Source organism: Actinophytocola sp. (assembly GCF_009379765.1).
Classification (GTDB): domain Bacteria; phylum Actinomycetota; class Actinomycetes; order Mycobacteriales; family Pseudonocardiaceae; genus Actinophytocola.
In genome coordinates this window covers 1-15729 of sequence record NZ_WHTD01000187.1, presented here as the reverse complement: position 1 = coordinate 15729, position 15729 = coordinate 1, and the positions used below count along the sequence as shown (strand labels likewise).

The following is a 15729-nucleotide window of genomic DNA, read 5'->3' as shown; positions in this document are numbered from 1 at the left end:
CCCGGCACCATGAACCCGTTCCAGCACGGCGAGGTGTTCGTCACCGAGGACGGCGCCGAGACCGACCTCGACATCGGCCACTACGAGCGCTTCCTCGATCGCGACCTGGACCAGAAGGCCAACGTCACCACCGGTCAGGTCTACTCGTCCGTGATCGCGAAGGAGCGTCGTGGGGAGTACCTCGGCGACACCGTGCAGGTCATCCCGCACATCACGAACGAGATCAAGGACCGGATGCTCGGCATGGGTGGTCCGGACGTCGACGTGGTCATCCACGAGATCGGCGGCACGGTTGGTGACATCGAGTCATTGCCGTTCCTGGAGGCCGCGCGGCAGGTCCGCCACGACGTGGGGCGTGACCGGTGCTTCTTCCTGCACGTCTCGCTGGTGCCCTACCTCGCGCCGTCCGGCGAGCTCAAGACCAAGCCCACCCAGCACTCGGTGGCGGCGCTGCGCAACATCGGCATCCAGCCCGACGCGGTCGTGTGCCGGGCCGACCGCGAGGTGCCGAGCGGGCTCAAGCGCAAGATCGCGCTGATGTGCGACGTGGACATCGACGCGGTCGTCGCCGCGCCGGACGCGCCGTCGATCTACGACATCCCGAAGGTGCTGCACACCGAGGGCCTGGACGCCTACGTCGTGCGCAGGCTCGGGCTGCCGTTCCGGGACGTCGACTGGACCGTGTGGGGCGACCTGCTGTCCCGTGTGCACAGTCCCAAGGAGACGGTGCGGATCGGGGTCGTCGGCAAGTACGTCGACCTGCCGGACGCCTACCTGTCGGTCACCGAGGCGCTGCGTGCCGGCGGGTTCGCCCACCGGGCCAAGGCCGAGGTCGTCTGGGTCGCGTCGGACACCTGCGAGACGCCGGCCGGTGCCGCGGCCGCGCTGTCCGGGTTGGACGGTGTGCTGATCCCCGGCGGGTTCGGCGTGCGGGGGATCGAGGGCAAGATCGGCGCGATCCACCACGCCCGGGTCAACCGGATCCCGTTGCTGGGCCTGTGCCTGGGCCTGCAGTGCATGGTGATCGAGACCGCACGCAACCTGGCCGGCCTCGCCGACGCGAACTCCTCGGAGTTCGACGAGACCACCGAGCACCCCGTGATCAGCACGATGGCCGACCAGGAGGACGTGGTCGCGGGCGAGCGGGACATGGGCGGCACGATGCGGCTCGGCGCGTACCCGGCGAGGCTCGCCGCGGGCTCGATCGTGGCCGCGGCGTACGGGACGCGGGACGTGTCCGAGCGGCACCGGCACCGGTACGAGGTCAACAACGCCTACCGCGGCAAGCTCGCCAAGGCGGGCGTGGTGTTCTCGGGCCTGTCGCCGGACGAGCACCTGGTGGAGTTCGTCGAGCTGCCGGCCAAGGTGCACCCGTTCTTCGTCGGCACGCAGGCACACCCGGAGCTCAAGAGCCGCCCGACCAGGCCGCACCCGCTGTTCGCCGGCTTCGTGAAGGCCGCGCTGGCCTACCGTGCGGCCGAGCGTCTGCCGGTCGAGCTGCCGGAGCCCCTGGGAGTCAGCTCGTGACCGAGCCCGGTCGGCACAGCTTCGATGTTCTGTCCACTGAGGACATCTATGTCGGACGGATCCTCGCGTTGCGGGTGGACGAGGTGGCGATGCCCGGTGGCGGCCGGGCCGCCCGCGAGATCGTGGAGCACCTCGGCGCGGTGGCCGTCGTGGCGCTCGACGAGGACGACCACGTGACGCTCATCCACCAGTACCGCCACCCGCTGGGCCGGCGGAACTGGGAGCTGCCCGCCGGCATCATCGACAAGCTGGGGGAGGACCCGGTCGAGACCGCGCGGCGCGAGCTCGTCGAGGAGGTCGGGCTGGCGGCGGGGGACTGGTCGGTGCTGGTGGACGTGGCGGTGTCGCCGGGCTTCACCGACGAGGTCGTGCGCGTCTTCCTTGCCACCGACCTCGCCACGGTGGAGCGCGTCATGGAGGGCGACGAGGAGGCGGACCTGGTGGCTCGCCGCTTCCCGCTCGACGAGGCGGTCCGCATGGCGCTGGCCGGCGAGATCGTGAACAGCGCCGCGGTCGGCGGCCTGCTCGCCGCGCACGCGGTGCGCACGCTCGCCGCCCCGACGCGCCCGGCCGACGCGCCGTGGCGGGACCTTCCGACCCGCCTGCCGGGCCGCCGCACCTGAGTCACCGTCGAAGCCGCCGCGCCGGTCGGTCGAGCCGGCGCGGCGGATGCGGGCGGTCAGCCGGCGGTGGGGCCGAGACCGACGACGTGGGCCACCACGTCGGCCTGGTGACGCCCGTTCAGTCCGGTGCGCGCAGGGCGGTGGCGATCAGCTGGGTGTCGGCGTACTCGGTGAGCTCCACCAGCTTCCCGTCGGTCAGTCGGCACACCCAGCAGTACGCGTTGTGGTAGCGGATGCCGTCCTTGGTGGTGTTTGCGTCCCTGCGCCTCGACGACGACGAGGTCGTCCTCGGCGACGAACCGGTTCGCGGTGATGATGTTGCGCCCCATCAGCTGCTCGTTGACCGGCCCCAACAGGTCCGCGAGCACCGCCTCCTTGCCGGCACAGGTGCCCGACCAGGCGGTGCTGCCGATGATCGTCCACCGGACGTCATCGCCGAGCGCCTCCACGAACGGCCGCGAGTTGCCCTTCGCCACCTCGGTGAACAGGTGCCGCATCAGCGTCTTGGAGCGGACTCCAGGTCAAGCAGCTCCTAGTCGGTCAGCTCGGACTCCGCCTGCTTGATCGCGGCGAACTCCTCCTCCGGGGCGTTGGCGACCAGGCGGTGCCGGCTGTAGACGAAGAAGTAGAGCAGCGCCACCACGAGGATGCCCGCGGTGACCGCCGCCGCCAGCTCGTCCACGAAGAAGGTCGCGGCCACCGCGGCCACCGCCAGCACCGCCGCGATGCCGGTGGTCACCACGCCGCCCGGGGTGCGATACGGGCGCTCCAACCCCGGCTCGCGGACCCTCAGCACGATGTGCGAGACGTTCAGCAGCACGTAGGACACGGTCGCACCGAACACCGCGATGTTGATCAGCAGCGCGCCGTCCATGGTGGCCGTCGCGAGGATGAAGCCGACGGTGCCGGGCACGATCAGCGCCAGGTATGGCGTCTTCCGCCTGCTCGTCACCGACATCCAACGCGGCAGGTAGCCCGCCCGGGACAGCGCGAACAGCTGCCGCGAGTACGCATAGATGATCGAGAAGAAGCTCGCCACCAGGCCGGCGAGACCGGCGTAGTTGACGAACTGGGCGAGGAAGTTGTCGCCGCCGTACGCCGCGCGGATCGCCTCGGGCAGCGGGTTGTCCGAGGCCGCGATCGTGCCGGAGCCGGCCGCTCCCGGGGCGACTATCAGCATCAGCGCGGCGAACACGAGCAGGATCGCCATCGCGGCGATGATGCCGCGCGGCAGGTCCCGCCGGGGCTCGCCAGCCTCCTCGGCGGCGAGCGGGACGCCCTCCACCGCGAGGAAGAACCAGATGCCGTAGACGAACGCCGCGAGCACCCCGGCGACGCCGAAGGGCAGGAACGTCGACGCGCCGGCCGCGTCGGTGGCGGGGATGTCGAACAGGTTGTCCGCGTCGAACTTGCCGACCATGCCGACGACGAACACGATCAGTGCGACCACCGCGATGCCGGTGATCACGAACATGACCCGCAGCGCCTCGCCGACACCCCACAGGTGCACGCCGATGAAGATCAGGTAACACACCAGGAAGACCGGCCACCCGCTCGTCAGCCCGAACAGCCCGAGCGCCTCGACGTAGCCGCCGATGAACACCGAGATCGCCGCCGGCGCGATGGCGTACTCGATGAGGATCGCGGTGCCTGTGGCGAACCCGCCGGTCGGGCCGAGCGCGCGGCGGGCGAACCCGTACCCGGCGCCGGCGACCGGCATGGCCGAGGCCATCTCGGCGAGCCCGAACACCATGCACGTGTACATGACAGCCATCAGGATCGTGGCGAGCAGCAGCCCGCCCCAGCCTCCCTCGGCCAGCCCGAAGTTCCAGCCGGCGAAGTCCCCGGAGATCACGTACGCGACGCCGAGCCCCGCGAGCAGCACCCATCCGGCGGCTCCCCGGCGAAGCTGGCGGTGTTCGAGGTAGCTCGAGTCGACGGTCTGGTACTCGACGGTCTCGTGGCGTTGGCCGGGGCGTTGATGCGGTGTCGACACAGGAAGCTCCCTGACATGTCCAATGGGCCAGCATCAGTCCTTTGAATCTGGTAGAGCGTGATCCTGTTCACCGGACGTGTCAATACCCAACCCATGCGTGCGAGCGAGCGGCGGTCGTTGACAGGTCGGGAGCACGCGTGTGGAATGGCCTCAATGGGTCAGGCCTGATCCTTTGGAGGTTGGTCTCATGGGACACCGCGACGGCTTGCTCACCGTCGAACGGCTGCGCGGACTGGTCGACGACGGCACTGTCGACACCGTGCTCGTCGGCATGACCGACATGCAGGGCCGGCTGCAGGGCAAGCGCTGCGCGGCGGAGTACTTCCTCAACGAGGTCGTGCCGCACGCCACCGAGGCCTGCAACTACCTGCTCGCGGTGGACGTCGAGATGAACACCGTCGACGGGTACGCGATGTCGTCGTGGGACCGCGGCTACGGCGACTTCGTGCTCCGGCCGGACATGTCGACACTGCGCCTCGTGCCGTGGCATCCGGGCACCGCGCTGGTGCTCGCGGACATCGAGTGGGTGGAGGGCGGGCTGGTGCCGGCGTCGCCGCGCCAGGTGCTGCGCCGCCAGCTGGACCGGCTGGCCGAGCGTGACCTCGTGGCCTACGTCGGCACCGAGCTCGAGTTCGTCGTGTTCGACGACTCCTACGAGCAGGCGTGGAACGCGGGCTACCGCGGCCTGACCCCGGCCAACCAGTACAACGTGGACTACTCGATGCTCGGCACCGGCCGGCTCGAGCCACTGCTGCGCGACATCCGCAACGGCATGACCGGCGCCGGCATGTACGTCGAGTCGGCCAAGGGGGAGTGCAACCCCGGCCAGCACGAGATCGCGTTCCGCTACGCCGAGGCATTGTCCACATGCGACAACCACAGCATCTACAAGACCGGCGCGAAGGAGATCGCCGCACGGCACGGCAAGAGCCTCACGTTCATGGCGAAGTACAACGAACGCGAGGGCAACTCCTGCCACATCCACATCTCGCTGCGCGGCACCGACGGCTCGACCGTGCTCGCCGGCGACAGGCGGCACGGGTTCTCCACGATGATGTCGCACTTCCTGGCCGGTCAGCAGGCCCTCCTGCGCGAGCTCACGTACTTCTACGCGCCGAACATCAACTCCTACAAGCGGTTCCAGCCGGGCAGCTTCGCGCCGACGGCGGTCGCGTGGGGCGTCGACAACCGGACCTGCGCGCTGCGCGTGGTCGGCCACGGCGACTCGCTGCGGGTGGAGAACCGGGTGCCGGGCGGCGATGTCAACCCCTATCTCGCGGTCGCCGCGCTCGTCGCGGCCGGCCTGCACGGCATCGAGAACGAGCTACCGCTGGAGCCCGAGTTCACCGGCAACGCCTACGCCGCCGACCGCCCGCAGGTGCCGCCGACCCTGCGCGACGCCGCTGAGCTGCTCGCCGAGAGCAAACACGCGCGCGCCGCGTTCGGCGACGAGGTCGTCGACCACTACCTCAACAACGCGCGGGTGGAGCTCGCCGCCTACGACGCGGCGGTCACCGACTGGGAGAAGGTCCGTGGCTTCGAACGGCTCTGACCCCCTGATCGGGATCAGCACCTACCTGGAACAGACCCGGTTCGGGGTCTGGGACGTCCCGGCGGCGGTGCTGCAGCGGGGATACCTCGACGGCGTGGTCGCCGCGGGCGGCACCCCCGTGCTGCTGCCCCCGATGGGCATCTGGGACGCCGGCCTTCTGTCGCGTGTGGACGGTCTGGTCATCGCGGGCGGTACGGACATCGACCCGTCCCGCTACGGCGCGCGGCGCCGGCCCGTCACCGGGCCCGCGCGGCCGGACCGGGACGGTGCCGAGTGGGCACTGATCGAGCTGGCCCTCGAGCGCGGGATGCCGCTGCTCGGCGTGTGTCGCGGCATGCAGCTGCTCAACGTCGTGCTCGGCGGCACGCTGCACCAGCACCTGCCCGACGAGGTCGGCAACACCGACCACCTCCCGCGGCCGGGCACCTTCGGCCGGGTGCTGGTGAAGGTCGCGCCGGGGAGCAGGCTCGCCGGCATCCTCGGCCAGCAGGTGGACGTGCACTGCCATCACCACCAGTCCCTGGACCGGCTCGGCGCCGGGCTCGTGCCGGTCGCGTGGGCGGGGGACGGGACGGTGGAAGCGGTGGAGCTGACCGACCGGTTCGCCGTCGGCGTGCAGTGGCATCCGGAGGAGGACGGCGGCGGGGACCACGCGGACCGGCGGCTCTTCGAGGCGCTGGTGGGGGAGGCGAGATGACACATGTGATCAACCCGGCCACCGAGCAGGTGGTCGCCACCGTGCCGGCCACGTCGGCGGCGGACACCGACGCGGCGATCGAGCGGGCCCGCCGCGCGTCCCCGGCCTGGCGGGCGGTCGCGCCCGGCGACCGGGCCAGGCTGCTGCGCCGGTTCGCCGACGCCGTCGACGCCGACGTGGACAACCTCGCCGCGCTGGAGGTGGCCAACTCCGGGCACACCATCGGCAACGCGCGCTGGGAGGCCGGCAACGTCCGGGACGTGCTGCACTACTACGCGGCCGCGCCGGAACGCTTGTTCGGCCGGCAGATCCCGGTGCCCGGCGGGGTGAACCTCACCTTCGCCGAGCCGCTCGGCGTGGTCGGCGTGATCGTGCCGTGGAACTTCCCGATGCCCATCGCAGGCTGGGGTTTCGCGCCCGCGCTCGCCGCGGGCAACACCGTCGTGCTCAAGCCGGCGGAGCTGACCCCGATGACCGCGATCCGGCTCGGCGAGCTCGCGCGCGAGGCGGGCATCCCGGCCGACGTGTTCCAGGTGCTGCCCGGCAAGGGCTCCGTGGTCGGCCGGCGGTTCGTCGCGAACCCGTTGGTACGCAAGGTCGTCTTCACCGGCTCCACAGAGGTGGGTCGGCAGGTCATGGCCGGCTGCGCCGCGCGGGTGAAGCGGGTGACGCTGGAGTTGGGTGGCAAGAACGCCAACATCGTGTTCGCCGACGCCGATCTCGCGGCCGCCGCGGCGAGCGCGCCGTACGCGGTGTTCGACAACGCGGGCCAGGACTGCTGCGCGCGGTCGAGGATCCTGGTGCAGCGCAGCGTGTTCGACCGGTTCCTCGAGCTGCTCGAGCCGGCCGTGCACGGCGTCGTCGTCGGCGACCCGGGCGACGAGAAGACCGAGATGGGCCCGCTGATCTCCGCGTCCCACCTCGCTTCCGTGACGTCCTATGTGGACTCCGACACCGATGTGGCGATCCGCGGCAGCGCGCCGGCAGGGCCCGGCTTCTGGTTCCCGCCGACGGTGGTCCTGCCCCGCACGCCCACCGACCGCACGGTCGTCGAGGAGGTCTTCGGTCCGGTCGTCACCGTGCAGTCCTTCGACGACGAGGCCGACGCGTTGCGGCTGGCCAACGACACCGAGTACGGGCTGTCCGGCTCGATCTGGACCCGCGACGTCGGCCGCGCGATGCGCGTGGCCCGCGGCGTCGAGGCCGGCAACCTGTCGGTGAACTCGCACTCGTCGGTCCGGTACTGGACGCCCTTCGGCGGTGTCAAGCAGTCCGGCCTCGGCCGCGAGCTGGGCCCGGACGCGCTGGACGCGTTCACCGACACCAAGAACGTGTTCATCGCGACGGAGGGGGCATAAGTGAAACGCCTGCAGGATCGGGTCGCCGTCGTGACGGGGGCGGCGAGCGGCATCGGGCTCGCCACCGCGCGGCGGTTCGCCGACGAGGGCGCTCGCGTCGTCGCCGTCGACCTCGCCACCGACGCGATCGAGACGCTCGCCAAGGAGCTCGACGGCGACGCGATCACCTGCGACGTCACCGACGAGGCCGCCGTCGGGGCGATGTTCGACCAGGTCGTCGCGACGCACGGCAGCGTGGATGTCGCGTTCAACAACGCCGGCATCTCCCCGCCCGAGGACGGCTCGATCCTCACCACCGGCATCGAGGTGTGGGACCGGGTGCAGCGGGTCAACCTCACCTCGGTGTACCTGTGCTGCAAGTACGTCCTGCCACACATGCGCCGGCAGGGCCGCGGATCGATCATCAACACCGCGTCGTTCGTCGCCGTCATGGGCGCGGCCACCTCGCAGATCTCCTACTCCGCGTCCAAGGGCGGCGTGCTCGCGATGACCCGCGAGCTCGGCGTGCAGTTCGCGCGCGAGGGGATCCGGGTCAACGCGCTGTGCCCGGGGCCGGTGAACACGCCGCTGCTGCAGGAGCTGTTCGCGTCCGACCCCGAGCGGGCGCAGCGCAGGCTGGTGCACGTCCCGATGGGCCGGTTCGCCGAGGCGACGGAGATCGCCGCCGCGGTGGCGTTCCTGGCCAGTGACGACGCGTCGTTCGTCACCGCGTCACAGTTCCTTGTGGACGGTGGCATCTCCGGCGCGTACGTGACGCCGCTCTAGTCCGATGGCGATCACCGTGCGGTCGGCATCAGCCGCGGTGTTCCGTCCGGTCCGGACGCGCAACGCGTTCGAGGAGACCGTCGAGCGGCTGCTGCAGGCGATCCGGCTGGGGGTGGCCGGACCGGGGGAGCGGCTTCCGGCCGAGCGGGACCTGGCGGCCCGGCTCGGGGTGAGCAGGGTGACCTTGCGCGAGGCCATCCGCGCGGTCGCCGACGCGGGCTACGTCGAGTCCCGGCGCGGCCGCTACGGCGGGACGTTCGTGGTCGAGGAACTGCCCGAGTCGCCGCGCCGCGATCCGTCCGGTGTGGACCTGGAGGACGTGCTGACGATGCGCCGGGTCCTGGAGTGCGGAGCCGCCGAGACCGCCGCGGGCCGCGCGCTGACCCCGGACGAGCGTCAGCACCTGATGGTGGCGCTCACCGAGGTCGACGCGGTGGGGACCGGGTCGGCCGAGCAGTACCGGCGCCGCGACTCCCGGCTGCACCTGGCGATCGCGGAGGTCACCGCGGCGCCGTCGCTGACCTCCGCGGTGGCCGACGTGCGGACCCGGGTGAACGAGCTGCTGGACGCGATCCCGTTGCTGGCGACCAACATCGAGCACTCGAACGTCCAGCACCGGGCGATCGTGGCGGCGATCCTGTCCGGCGACCCGGCCGCCGCCCACGCCGCGATGGACGAGCACGTGGAGGGCACGGCCGCGCTGCTGCGTGCCTTCCTCTGAGCCGGCCGGCTACCCGGAGCTCGGCTCCGACACCTCGGCCGAAGGCTGCTTGGGCTGGTAGAACTCGAGCATCGCGAGCACGAGGAACGACCGCGTGAGACATCCGAAGAAGGCGACGTAGGCGACCGCGAAGAAACCTTCGAACAGCGCGAAGTTCAAATAGTGCACGCCCTCGCTGCCGTCGCCGAGCTCGATGACGTTGTTGTAGGAGAACCCGCGGGCCAACAGGTAGACCGCTCCGGATGCCAGCCCGACGACGAACGAGATCCGCGCGACCCGGCCGATGCGGAGCCGGCGCGCCGGTTCGCGGAACCGCTCGCGCCGGCTGAACGTCGCGAACGTGATGAAGATGCAGACGACCATCGTCATCGCGGTCAGCGGTGCGGGGCGAAGCCCGTTGAACGGCTGGTTGAGCTCGTCGATCGGAATGACCGTGAGGAAGACGTTCGACAGTGGGAACAACAGGGAGATACCGGAGAGCGTGCCCCACAGGCTGGCCAGGAAACGCCGGAACTCCCGAAACTCACGGAGGAAGCTCTGCCCCTGGCTGGACGACACGTGCAGAGCGTAAACGAGCCCTCACCGGGTGCGCTACGGTCAGATCTTGAGCGGGCGGCCGTAGGCGTCGGTGCCGCCGCCGACCAGCATGACCACGCCGTCGATGATGCTCCAGATCACGCCGACGCCGATGAACATCGTGAACAGCTGCGCCAGCGCGATGCCCGTGTGTCCGGTGTAGAACCGGCCGGTGCCGAACGGCAGCACGATCTGCAGCACGCCCGCGACGATCCGGTAGCGGTCCGACGGCACGACCTGGATCGCGGTGTGCTGCGGGAACGTGGGCACCGGGACCGGCGCCACCTGACGCACCGGCGGCACCATGAACGCGGGGTAGGGCGCGGGCAGGTCGCGGAACAGCGGCCGCAGCTCGCCCCGGGTCTGGGCCTCGATGGCCTTGCTCACCCGCTCCTCGTACTCGCCCAGCGGCAGCCGACCTTCGGAGAAGTGGTCGCCGATAATCTTGATGGCGTCCTCGCGCTCCTGCGTGCCGATGCGGATCGCGTCCTGCTCGGTCGGTTCACCCACGCGCCCACGATACGGCAGTCGCGCCACGCCACTGCCGGTTCCCGCGAACCCGTCGGTAACCGGCATAGTCTGGCCGCTCCACTCGGAGGTGCCATGGTTGTGGGTCCGGTCGAGCGTCCGGTCGCGCCGGCCCTCGCCGGGGTGGTCGGCGGCTATCTCGATCACCTCGCGGTCGAGCGCGGCACGTCCCGCAACACGCTCGACGGCTACACCCGCGACCTTCGCCGCTACGCCGACCACCTGACCGCCGCCGGGGTGACCGAGCTGGCCGGGGTCGCCGAGGTGCACGTCTCGGCGTTCCTCGCCGTGCTCCGCGAGGGCGCCGCCGACCACCCGCCGCTCGCCGCGTCGTCTGCCGCCAGGGCGCTCGTCGCGGTGCGGGGGCTGCACAAGTTTGCCGTGCGCGAGGGGCTCGTCGAGTTCGACCCCGCGCGCGAGGTCCGCCCGCCCGCCGCCCCGCGCCGCCTGCCGAAGGCCCTGCCGGTCGCCGACGTGGAGCGGCTGCTCGACACCCCGGGCGACGGACCCGGCCCGCTGCGCGACCGGGCCTTGCTGGAGGTCCTGTACTCCACGGGCGCCCGGATCTCCGAGGCGGTCGGCCTGGACGTCGACGACATCGACGCCCATGAGCGCACGGTGTTGCTTGACGGCAAGGGCGGCAAGCAGCGCCTCGTCCCGATCGGCCGGCCCGCGCTCGACGCGCTCGACGCCTACCTGGTGCGGGCCCGCCCCGACCTCGCGAGGCGCGGCCGCGGCACGCCCGCGGTGTTCCTGAACGTCCGCGGCGGCCGGCTGTCCCGGCAGAGCGCGTGGCAGGTGCTGAAGGTCGCGGCGGAGCGGGCCGGCATCGCCGCATCGGTGTCGCCGCACACCCTGCGCCACTCGTTCGCGACCCACCTCCTGGAGGGCGGCGCCGACGTCCGCGTCGTCCAGGAGCTGCTGGGCCACGCCTCGGTGACGACGACGCAGATCTACACCCTGGTCACGGTCACCACGTTGCGCGAGGTCTACGCCACCGCCCACCCCCGCGCACGCGGCTAGTCCATCTGGAAGAGCGTGAGCTGCAGTCCGGCCGGGCCGGTGAGCCGGGCGTTGGTCGACCGGAACGGGGTCCGTCGCGGCTCGCCCAGTATCTCGGCGCCCGCCTCGGCCAGCGCGGCGGTCGTCGCGCGAGTGTCGTCGACCTCGAAGGCCACCCGGATGTGGCCGGCCACCCGGCGGCCGACCTCGACCTCGTCGATGTACTCGGCGGTCGACGGCTCGGCCAGCTCGAGGGTGGCCTGACCCGCGTCGAGGATCATCACCCGGCCGTTCGGGGACTGCACGGCATCCCGCTCGCCGAGCCCGAGGACGTCCCGGTAGAAATGCACCGCCTCGTCGTAGTCGGCGGCGGTGACGACGAGGCGAAGCTGGCGAACCGGCATGGGTGGAGAGGATAGGTCCGGGCTCTCTCGGCGCGCCTGTTTGGTACCTGGTCCAGGCCATCTCTAAGCTTCGGCGCACAGCGCGGACGACAAGGAGCTAGGTCGATATGTCGACATTTCATCCCTCGGAGCTCAGCATCGCCCCGCGAGCGGCCTCCGACGAGGACGAGGCGCTCGACGACGGTGGCCCCAACGGGGCACTCGGTCCCACCGGTCGTCCGAAGCGGCACATCCCCGAGCCGCCGCTGCTCAACGGGCACGGCCCGGCCAAGGTTCTCGCCCTGTGCAACCAGAAGGGCGGCGTCGGCAAGACCACGTCGACCATAAATCTGGGCGCTGCGCTCACCGAGTTCGGCCGGCGCGTGCTGATCGTCGACTTCGACCCGCAGGGCGCGCTGTCGGTCGGTCTCGGCATCCCCGCGCACCAGCTCGAGCGCACGATCTACAACGTCATCATCGAGCGGTCCGCCAGCGTCACCGACTCGGTCATCCGGACCGGCGTGGACAACATGGACCTGCTGCCGAGCAACATCGACCTGTCCGCGGCCGAGGTGCAGCTGGTCGCGGAGGTCGGCCGGGAGCACACCCTGGTCCGCGCGCTGCGGCCGGTGGTCGACCAGTACGACTACATCCTGATCGACTGCCAGCCCTCGCTCGGCCTGCTCACGGTCAACGCGCTGGCCGCGGCCGACGGCGTGCTGATCCCGCTCGAGTGCGAGTTCTTCAGCCTCCGCGGGGTGGCGCTGCTCATCGACACCATCGAGAAGGTGCGCGAGCGGCTCAACCCGAAGCTCGAGATCACCGGCATCCTCGCGACCATGTTCGACCCGCGCACGCTGCACTCCCGCGAGGTCATCGCGCGGGTGGTCGAGCGGTTCCAGGACATCGTGTTCGACAGCGTGATCAACCGGACGGTCCGGTTCCCGGAGACCACGGTCGCCGGCGCGCCGATCACCGTGTGGGCGCCGCGATCGGCCGGCGCCAAGGCATACCGCCATCTTGCCCGTGAAGTGATCGCCCGCGAAGTGGCGCTCCCCCGGTGAACCGTCGAGCCTCATTGCCGGGGGCGGCGGAACTGTTCAGACCCACCGCGCCGACCGACCGGCCCGATGAGGGCTGGCTCGATGGCGGCCGTCCCGCGCCCGCGAACCATCACGCGGCACACCACGCCGCGCCGGGGCCACGCCGGGGTACGCCCAGGCAGAAGCACACCTCGAAGATCACCGTGTACGTCTCCGACGAGGAACTGCTCGCGCTGGAGCACGCCCGGCTCGCGCTGCGCGCGATGCACGGCCTCATCGTCGACCGTGGCCGGGTGGTGCGCGAGGCGATCGCGGTGGTGCTCGCCGACCTCGAGGAACGCGGCGAGGACGCGGTGCTGGTGCGACGATTGCGTCATGACTCTGCTGATCGTGCCGCCGGGAAGTAGCGTTCGTTGATCTCATCGGCCTCCGACGCCCCGGAAGAGTCGACGCCAAACCGGTTCACCGTTCGGTTGTCGAACTTCGAGGGTCCCTTCGACCTGCTGCTGCAGCTGATCTCCCAGCACGAGCTGGACGTCACCGAGGTCGCGCTGCACCAGGTCACCGACGACTTCATCGCCCACCTGCGCGAGGCGGGCGACGACTGGAACCTCGACGAGACCACGGAGTTCCTCGTGGTGGCCGCGACGCTGCTCGATCTGAAGGCGGCCCGGCTGCTACCCACCGGCGACGTGGAGGACGAGGACGACCTGGCGCTGTTGGAGGCACGGGACCTGCTGTTCGCGCGGCTGCTGCAGTACCGGGCGTACAAGCAGGTGGCGTCGCTGTTCGCCGAGCTGGAGGCGGGTGCGCTGCGCCGGTACCCGCGTTCGGTGGCGTTGGAGGACCGGTTCGCGTCGCTGCTGCCCGAGGTCATGCTGGGGGTGAGCGCCCAGAAGTTCGCCGAGATCGCGGCGGCGGTGTTCCGCCCGAAGCCCCCGCCGACGGTGTCGATCGACCACCTGCACATGGGCAAGGTGTCGGTGCGCGAGCACGCGGCGCTGCTGCGGGTCCGGCTCGCGTCGTCGGGACGGGCCAGCTTCGGCGAGCTGGTGGCCGACTGCGAGCACAGCATGGAGGTGGTCGCGCGGTTCCTCGCGCTGCTCGACCTGTACAAGGAGGACGTGATCGCGTTCGAGCAGGAGGAGGCGCTGGCGGAGTTGCACGTGCAATGGACGGGCGGCAGCGTGGCGGACGCGGCCGCGGCGGACGCGAACGGCGGCGCCGATGAGGAGGAGTACGGGTGAGCGCACCCCAGGACCCGAACGAGGCGGCCACGGCAGCCGAGGTCATCGCCGACCCACCCACCGAGGTGGTCGAGGAACAGGTCGAACCGCCGGTCGACGAGGCGGCGGATGCGGATCGGTCCACCGAGCTGGTCGGGGACGACCGGGCCGAACCGCCGGTGGACCGGGCGGCCGATGCCGATCCCCCCACCGAGGTGGTCGCGGAGCGGGCCGAGCCCCCGGGCGACACCCTCGACGGGCCGCCCGAGGAGGAGACCGAGACCGACGAGTTGCCCGAGCTCTCCCAGGACGAGCTCGAGAAGGCCCTCGAAGCCCTCCTTCTCGTCGTCGACTCGCCGGTCGAGGAGGACGTGCTCGCCGCCGCGCTCGGCACGGACGTCGCCAGGCTCACCGAGACCCTCCACCGGGTCGCCGCCGAGCTGGCCGAGCAGGAGCGCGGGTTCGACCTGCGCCGGGCCGGCGGCGGCTGGCGCTACTACACCCGCGACAAGTACGCGCCCTACGTGGAGAGGATGCTGCTCGACGGGCAGCGCGCCAAGCTCACCCGGGCCGCCCTCGAGACCCTCGCCGTCATCGCCTACCGCCAGCCCGTCACCCGCGCGCGGGTCGCCGCGGTGCGCGGCGTCAACTGCGACGGGGTCATCCGCACGCTCCTCGCGCGAGGGCTGGTCGAGGAGACCGGCACCGACGTCGAGACCGGCGGTTTCCTCTACCGCACCACCGAACTGTTCCTCGAGCGCCTCGGCCTGTCCACTTTGGACGATCTGCCGCCGATCGCTCCGCTGCTGCCGGAGGTTGACTCCATCGATGAGATCTGACGAGGGAGTCCGGCTCCAGAAGGTCCTCGCCCAGGCGGGCGTGGCCTCCCGGCGCGCCGCCGAGGAGCTGATCGCCGAGGGGCGGGTCAGCGTGAACGGCGAGGTGGTCAACGAGTTCGGCCGCCGGGTCGACCCCGACACCGCGGTGATCCACGTCGACGGCATGCGCGTGGTCGTGCGCACCGACCTCGTGTACCTCGCGCTCAACAAGCCGCGCGGCGTCCACACCACGATGTCCGACGACCGTGGCCGCCCGTGCGTCGGCGACTACGTCCGCGACCACAAGGAACGCCTCTTCCACGTCGGCCGCCTCGACGCCGACACCGAGGGCCTCCTGCTCCTCACCAACGACGGCGACCTCGCGCACCGCCTCATGCACCCGTCGTTCGTCGTGCTCAAGACCTACCTCGCCGAGGTCAACGGCCCCATCCCGCGCACGATCGGCCGCCGGTTGCGGGACGGCATCGAGCTCGAGGACGGGCCGGTCCGGGTCGACGCCTTCCGGGTCGTCGACTCCTCCGGCGGGCGCGCGCTCGTCGAGGTCGTCCTGCACGAGGGGCGCAACCACATCGTCCGGCGGATGCTCGCCGAGGTCGGCCACCCGGTGCGCAAGCTCGTCCGCACCCAGATCGCCGATGTCCGGCTCGGCAGCCAGCGTTCCGGATCGCTGCGGGGACTGAACCGCCCGGAGATCGGCTCCCTCTTCGCCGCCGTAGACCTCTGACATGAGCTGGGTCCGGCCGATCGACCACGGGTGTAGTTCGTTTGGAGTGAGTTGGTTATGCGACCAGGACGTAGTCGTTGTGGCGGTGGGCGTAGCGGGTTTCGTGGCGGCGGTGGTGTTCTTTGAGCAGGTGGTAGGTCCAGTACTCGGCGAAGTCGCCGTTGATGGT

Annotated in this window: 18 protein-coding genes; 13 read left to right on the top strand and 5 right to left on the bottom strand. The window is 71.0% G+C overall.

What is annotated here, in order from left to right:
• Positions 1–1527: CTP synthase (locus tag GEV28_RS36850; protein ID WP_291418066.1), on the top strand; the 1527-nt coding region annotated here is incomplete at its 5' end.
• A complete protein-coding gene (locus GEV28_RS36845; RefSeq protein ID WP_291418064.1) occupies positions 1524–2150 on the top strand; it encodes an NUDIX hydrolase in 627 nt (208 codons plus the stop codon). The genes GEV28_RS36850 and GEV28_RS36845, both read left to right, overlap by 4 nt.
• A gap of 56 nt (positions 2151–2206) precedes the next feature.
• Here GEV28_RS36845 and GEV28_RS36840 read toward each other — a convergent pair whose 3' ends face one another.
• Positions 2207–2647, bottom strand: a complete 441-nt coding sequence (locus GEV28_RS36840; RefSeq protein ID WP_291418062.1) for a hypothetical protein — start codon at positions 2645–2647, stop codon at positions 2207–2209.
• Positions 2648–2682: 35 nt separating this feature from the next.
• Positions 2683–4146, bottom strand: coding sequence for an ethanolamine permease (eat, locus tag GEV28_RS36835; RefSeq protein WP_291418060.1), 1464 nt, complete (start codon positions 4144–4146; stop codon positions 2683–2685).
• A 187-nt stretch (positions 4147–4333) separates the two neighbouring features.
• Here eat and GEV28_RS36830 point away from each other — a divergent pair, with 187 nt between their 5' ends.
• From GEV28_RS36830 to GEV28_RS36810, 5 genes are read left to right on the top strand one after another with little or no spacing between them, the layout of a single operon-like run.
• The gene (locus GEV28_RS36830) at positions 4334–5698 is read left to right on the top strand and encodes a glutamine synthetase family protein (RefSeq protein WP_291418058.1); all 1365 of its coding nucleotides are present in this window, start codon (positions 4334–4336) and stop codon (positions 5696–5698) included.
• Positions 5679–6395: a gamma-glutamyl-gamma-aminobutyrate hydrolase family protein gene (locus GEV28_RS36825; RefSeq protein WP_291418056.1), complete on the top strand. Its 717-nt coding sequence runs from the start codon at positions 5679–5681 to the stop codon at positions 6393–6395. The genes GEV28_RS36830 and GEV28_RS36825 overlap by 20 nt, the downstream gene beginning before the upstream one ends.
• Entirely contained in the window at positions 6392–7753 is a 1362-nt protein-coding gene (locus tag GEV28_RS36820) for an aldehyde dehydrogenase family protein (protein WP_291418054.1), read from the top strand. The genes GEV28_RS36825 and GEV28_RS36820 overlap by 4 nt, the downstream gene beginning before the upstream one ends.
• Entirely contained in the window at positions 7754–8518 is a 765-nt protein-coding gene (locus tag GEV28_RS36815) for a 3-oxoacyl-ACP reductase (RefSeq protein ID WP_291418052.1), read from the top strand.
• A 4-nt stretch (positions 8519–8522) separates the two neighbouring features.
• The gene (locus GEV28_RS36810) at positions 8523–9239 is read left to right on the top strand and encodes a FadR/GntR family transcriptional regulator (protein WP_291418050.1); all 717 of its coding nucleotides are present in this window, start codon (positions 8523–8525) and stop codon (positions 9237–9239) included.
• A gap of 9 nt (positions 9240–9248) precedes the next feature.
• On the opposite strand, the gene GEV28_RS36805 is transcribed toward GEV28_RS36810, so the two are convergent.
• Both GEV28_RS36805 and GEV28_RS36800 read right to left on the bottom strand, forming a co-directional pair.
• Positions 9249–9797 (bottom strand): hypothetical protein, encoded by a 549-nt coding sequence (locus GEV28_RS36805; protein ID WP_291418048.1) that lies wholly within the window; start codon positions 9795–9797, stop codon positions 9249–9251.
• A 39-nt stretch (positions 9798–9836) separates the two neighbouring features.
• A complete protein-coding gene (locus GEV28_RS36800) occupies positions 9837–10325 on the bottom strand; it encodes a DUF1707 domain-containing protein (protein ID WP_291418046.1) in 489 nt (162 codons plus the stop codon).
• A gap of 93 nt (positions 10326–10418) precedes the next feature.
• Here GEV28_RS36800 and xerD point away from each other — a divergent pair, with 93 nt between their 5' ends.
• Positions 10419–11366: a site-specific tyrosine recombinase XerD gene (gene xerD, locus GEV28_RS36795; RefSeq protein ID WP_291418044.1), complete on the top strand. Its 948-nt coding sequence runs from the start codon at positions 10419–10421 to the stop codon at positions 11364–11366.
• Here the strand turns inward: xerD and GEV28_RS36790 are convergent.
• Entirely contained in the window at positions 11363–11749 is a 387-nt protein-coding gene (locus GEV28_RS36790; RefSeq protein WP_291418042.1) for a VOC family protein, read from the bottom strand. The two genes, xerD and GEV28_RS36790, sit on opposite strands and share 4 nt — an antisense overlap.
• Before the next feature lie 107 nt (positions 11750–11856).
• Here GEV28_RS36790 and GEV28_RS36785 point away from each other — a divergent pair, with 107 nt between their 5' ends.
• The 5 genes from GEV28_RS36785 to GEV28_RS36765 are packed head-to-tail and all read left to right on the top strand — an operon-like array spanning position 11857 to position 15560.
• Entirely contained in the window at positions 11857–12792 is a 936-nt protein-coding gene (locus GEV28_RS36785) for an AAA family ATPase (protein WP_291418040.1), read from the top strand.
• The gene (locus GEV28_RS36780) at positions 12789–13178 is read left to right on the top strand and encodes a cobyrinic acid a,c-diamide synthase (protein WP_291418038.1); all 390 of its coding nucleotides are present in this window, start codon (positions 12789–12791) and stop codon (positions 13176–13178) included. The genes GEV28_RS36785 and GEV28_RS36780 overlap by 4 nt, the downstream gene beginning before the upstream one ends.
• A gap of 6 nt (positions 13179–13184) precedes the next feature.
• A complete protein-coding gene (locus GEV28_RS36775) occupies positions 13185–14018 on the top strand; it encodes a segregation/condensation protein A (protein ID WP_291418036.1) in 834 nt (277 codons plus the stop codon).
• Positions 14015–14836 (top strand): SMC-Scp complex subunit ScpB, encoded by an 822-nt coding sequence (gene scpB / locus GEV28_RS36770; RefSeq protein WP_291418034.1) that lies wholly within the window; start codon positions 14015–14017, stop codon positions 14834–14836. Before GEV28_RS36775 ends, scpB begins: the two co-directional genes overlap by 4 nt.
• Positions 14826–15560 (top strand): pseudouridine synthase, encoded by a 735-nt coding sequence (locus GEV28_RS36765; protein ID WP_291418032.1) that lies wholly within the window; start codon positions 14826–14828, stop codon positions 15558–15560. The genes scpB and GEV28_RS36765 overlap by 11 nt, the downstream gene beginning before the upstream one ends.
• The last annotated feature ends 169 nt before the right edge of the window (positions 15561–15729 follow it).